This is a genomic window from Propionispora hippei DSM 15287 (genome assembly GCF_900141835.1).
Classification (GTDB): domain Bacteria; phylum Bacillota; class Negativicutes; order Propionisporales; family Propionisporaceae; genus Propionispora; species Propionispora hippei.
The window spans coordinates 1-3,643 of the sequence record NZ_FQZD01000072.1 but is presented as its reverse complement, the minus strand read 5'-3'; the positions used below and the strand labels follow the sequence as shown (position 1 = coordinate 3,643).

The following is a 3,643-nucleotide window of genomic DNA, read 5'->3' as shown; positions in this document are numbered from 1 at the left end:
GCATCGGCTTCATGGCACTTTGGGATATCTAACGCCTATTCAGTTTCGCCAAAAGGCCCTTAAAAAAGTTGTCTGATTTACTGTTGACAATCCAGTGGGGGAGAGATAAAGCAATAGAGTGGAGTGATGGAATGAAGTGTAGAGTTTTATGTTTGATAACAGTATTTTTGCTGATGATATTTAGTGTTTGCAGTGCGGCGGTGGATATTAGTCCACGTAGCGGAGATTCAAAATTGGTGTCTGCAGTTGCGCAACAAGGAGAGGCTAAAATTAATTTTGTTCGTTCCTTCAAAGGTCACATGTATATTGAATTGCAGCATGTTACGCGAGGAGCAGAGGATTATGCAGTGCTTCATATTCAGGGCTGGGATGGAACAAAAGATTTCGACAAAGTAGAAATTAAAACAGCGGTCGGGCAAGAAATTTCTCTACAAGTGGCCGATGTAAAGCCAGCGGTATATCTGCCTTCTGATTATATAGATAAATGGTATCATGTTAATCTTAAAGATTGGGAAAAGGTTTCGGCAGATAAAAAGGTTGTTTGCATAATGCACAGAAAAGATGGGAAAAGCTATGAAGTTAAGATAGATGATTTGCTTTCCTATGTAAGTCGCGTTAGTGATTCTGCCAAAGATTTGCCCGTTACCTATGGGCCTCAATACAGCGTTTTTTTCCCGGAAAAAACATATAAAGAAGTCAGGGCTGCTTTTGCTTATCATATCAATGAAAGAGGCAAGAATAATAAGGCAGTAGCTATTAATGGGTTTTGGCGCTATGCAGTAGATGAAAATTGACGGGTTATTGGTTTTAGCTATGACTATTCGCCACAGCATATAAATTATGTAAAATTTATCGAAACGCCGGAAGGAACCTGGTTAAACCTTGATCATTGGACAGGACCACCCCTTTATGATAGCTACTATGGATGGAAGGATCGGACTGCTATTGATGATGCGACCCGGAAAATTCACCAGACCTATGTAGCGCTTGAACCTTGGGGGGATTATGGAATTTCCCTACAAGGAAGTCCTTTAAAGACTCCTTTAATTGTGGACAAGGTGAATTTGAAACTGCATCCGGAGCTTGACGGGTTAAAACCAGGGGATCAAATCATTGCAGTAAATGGCAAAGATACGAAGGCTTTTTTGCGTTATGAAATGGATTATCTTATGTGGTATAGTAAGGAACATCCGGATTTAAGGCTTACAGTCCAGAATAAAACGCAAGGTGCTTTTGAGATTACTGCCAAAGCACACATTAGTGATCCGCTTGTAGATAATGTAGATTATGAGGCAATTAATAAAAAGGAAGATTATCTTTGGTATAAAAAGAGAACTCCATTAGCCTATACACCAAGTTTTTATGCGCCGTATGAGATTTTTGATCCATATGGGCCGCAAAATGTACCTTTGGTGTCTCCAAGAACAATTTTTTTGATAGAGTGATATGCTTTTTCTAATTTCAGAAAAGAACAAAGGGACGATGTGAAGGTCTTGGCAAAGAGATAATATAACTAAAGTGTGAAAACCTATATATCTTAAAGAGAGGTCAACGGACAAAATCCGCTGACCTCTCTTCTTTATCTTGGGTGTCGTCGGGAGAAGGGACAAGGGGATAGGTTGTAAGTTGGATTCAGTAAGAGCAGAATGTATAATAATTGATCAAAAGGGCCGTTTTCTAAGTGATTTACTTAAAAAATTATCTCCCTTTGGAGCAGCGGTTTCGAAGAAAGAAACGGCAAGCAAGTGCTGTGCAGTCAGTCATGCACCATACCAGAAACGCCGCATACCCTCCATATATCCCATAACCTGCTTTTACTGCCCAAAGATAGGCGAGAGGCAGGAATACAAGATAGCCTGATACCCAGCCTTCGTAGACGATAAACCGGGTGTCCTTGCAGGCGGTAAGAGTACCCCGCAGAACCATGTAGATTGAGGAGAATAATTGACCGGCACAAACCAGCTTTATCGTTTGTGCAGCCTGGGCGGCCACTAATTTGTCGGTGGGACTGAAGAAATTGCCGATATTCGAGGATGATATAAAGAGTAAGCCGCTTATAACCAAGGCTACGCTAAAGCTCATTTTACCAATTCGGCTCACGGTAGAGAGAAAAAGGGGTTCCTGCTGATTTATTAAAAGGCGGGGAACAATAATTGAGGCGGTGATAAGAAACCCGATAGCAGTAAGATAGGTAAAATTAAATACCTGTAAGGTGATTTGATGTACGGCTAAGGCGGCAGGCCCCAGCGGTTTCATCATGCAAACAAACAGCAACAGGGCCAGGAGGGTAGAGCCTGTGTTAAGACCAATATCCGCAGCAAGAGAGATATACTCTCGGACCTGCTTAACAAATGGCTGCCGAAAATTAATGTACTGACGGGTCAGAGGCTTCTTTGCTACCAGAAAGATCATGATGATTACGCCTGCAAGATTGGCCAACAGCGTTCCCCAGGCCGCACCTTTAACCCCTAAACTTGGTATACCGAAGCCGTTGCCAACTAATGCATAATCAAATAAAATATTTAACAGACAAATAGCCAGAGTGCTATAGAGTGGCGTTGCCGTATCATGCAGTCCTCTAAACAGACCGACAAGTACATAGGAAAGTAGTATGAGGGGGAATGCCCAGAGCCATACTGTCAAGTACGTTGTACCATGATAAGCCATTTGCTGATTGCCGGTGATTCTATAAACCCAATAGCTGATATGCGGAGCAAAGACAATGAATACGCTGCCAATCATAGCAATCAGGCATAACCCGCTGTTTATGACAGACGTAGCTTTGACAAGATTGTTGGTAGCCGAAGCTTCTGAGATTAAAACGGTTGTACCGAGCCTGAATCCTTCCAGAAAATTAAATAACGTAGCGCATAACGCATTTGCTATGGACACGGCGGCAATGGCCTCCGTTCCGTATGGGGCGATGAAGGCCAAGTCAATCATGCCGTTGATTAAAACAACGGATTGGGCAGCGATAATAGGCAAAGCTAGTTTGCCTATTTGTTTGTAACTAATGTTTTTTTGCATAAACGTTTCCTCCTGTGAAAACAAAAAGAGACGCCGAATAACCGGCGTCTCTAGTACATGTTATTGTTAAGTAGTTATAGGGCAGCCAAGAGATTCCAGGCAGTGTTTTTCGGTATGCAGTTGCTTAAAAAGGGACAGACTAATCCAATTTCCGTCTAAATTGCTTGTGCGGACAGGTGTCTGTACATCACGTGGCAACATATAATCGAAAACAGTGCTCATTACACTTGGCCTCCTTTCACAGGGGACTTATTCACTATTATTCTATGAAGAAATGAGTGAGTTGTCAAATTAAGCCTTTGGGTGCACTTCACCATTCTAATTTAGGGTATATATGATTTTGTTTCTTTACTCATGGGGCTAGAAAAGCAGCAACCACTTAGGAATAAATACCGGCATATTGAATAAAGTCCAGTGCTTCAGTAGGAAAAACGGGATTTTCCCCGTATACCATATCGTCATAGGTATCCGGAACAGAAAGTATTAATGCATTCAGCGGTATATCATTGCCTTGAATTACTGGGACGGTTATTGTGAAAACTAAAATTAACGAAACAGGAAAAAGGGAAACCCAAATAACCCTATCCCAATAGATAAAAAAGAATAGGTGTAAAAG

At 41.6% G+C, this 3,643-nt stretch carries 4 protein-coding genes; 2 read left to right on the top strand and 2 right to left on the bottom strand.

Features of this window, described 5'->3' with window-relative positions; genetic code table 11:
• Positions 1-131 precede the first annotated feature (131 nt).
• Together F3H20_RS19685 and F3H20_RS19680 are read left to right on the top strand one after the other, a co-directional pair.
• A complete protein-coding gene (locus F3H20_RS19685; RefSeq protein WP_149736540.1) occupies positions 132-794 on the top strand; it encodes a hypothetical protein in 663 nt (220 codons plus the stop codon).
• 6 nt (positions 795-800) lie between these two features.
• Positions 801-1,445, top strand: a complete 645-nt coding sequence (locus F3H20_RS19680) for a PDZ domain-containing protein (RefSeq protein WP_149736539.1) — start codon at positions 801-803, stop codon at positions 1,443-1,445.
• Positions 1,446-1,698: 253 nt separating this feature from the next.
• Here the strand turns inward: F3H20_RS19680 and F3H20_RS19675 are convergent, their stop codons facing one another.
• Together F3H20_RS19675 and F3H20_RS20250 are read right to left on the bottom strand one after the other, a co-directional pair.
• Positions 1,699-3,027, bottom strand: a complete 1,329-nt coding sequence (locus tag F3H20_RS19675; protein WP_149736538.1) for an MATE family efflux transporter — start codon at positions 3,025-3,027, stop codon at positions 1,699-1,701.
• A 379-nt stretch (positions 3,028-3,406) separates the two neighbouring features.
• Positions 3,407-3,643 (bottom strand): hypothetical protein (locus F3H20_RS20250; RefSeq protein ID WP_223191871.1); only part of this gene is annotated, 237 nt, incomplete at its 5' end.

Excerpts from the sequence above, each read along its gene's own strand:
- F3H20_RS19675 (WP_149736538.1), bottom strand. The coding sequence starts at position 3,027 with ATGCAAAAAAACATTAGTTACAAACAAATAGGCAAACTAGCTTTGCCT.
- F3H20_RS19685 (WP_149736540.1), top strand. The coding sequence starts at position 132 with ATGAAGTGTAGAGTTTTATGTTTGATAACAGTATTTTTGCTGATGATA.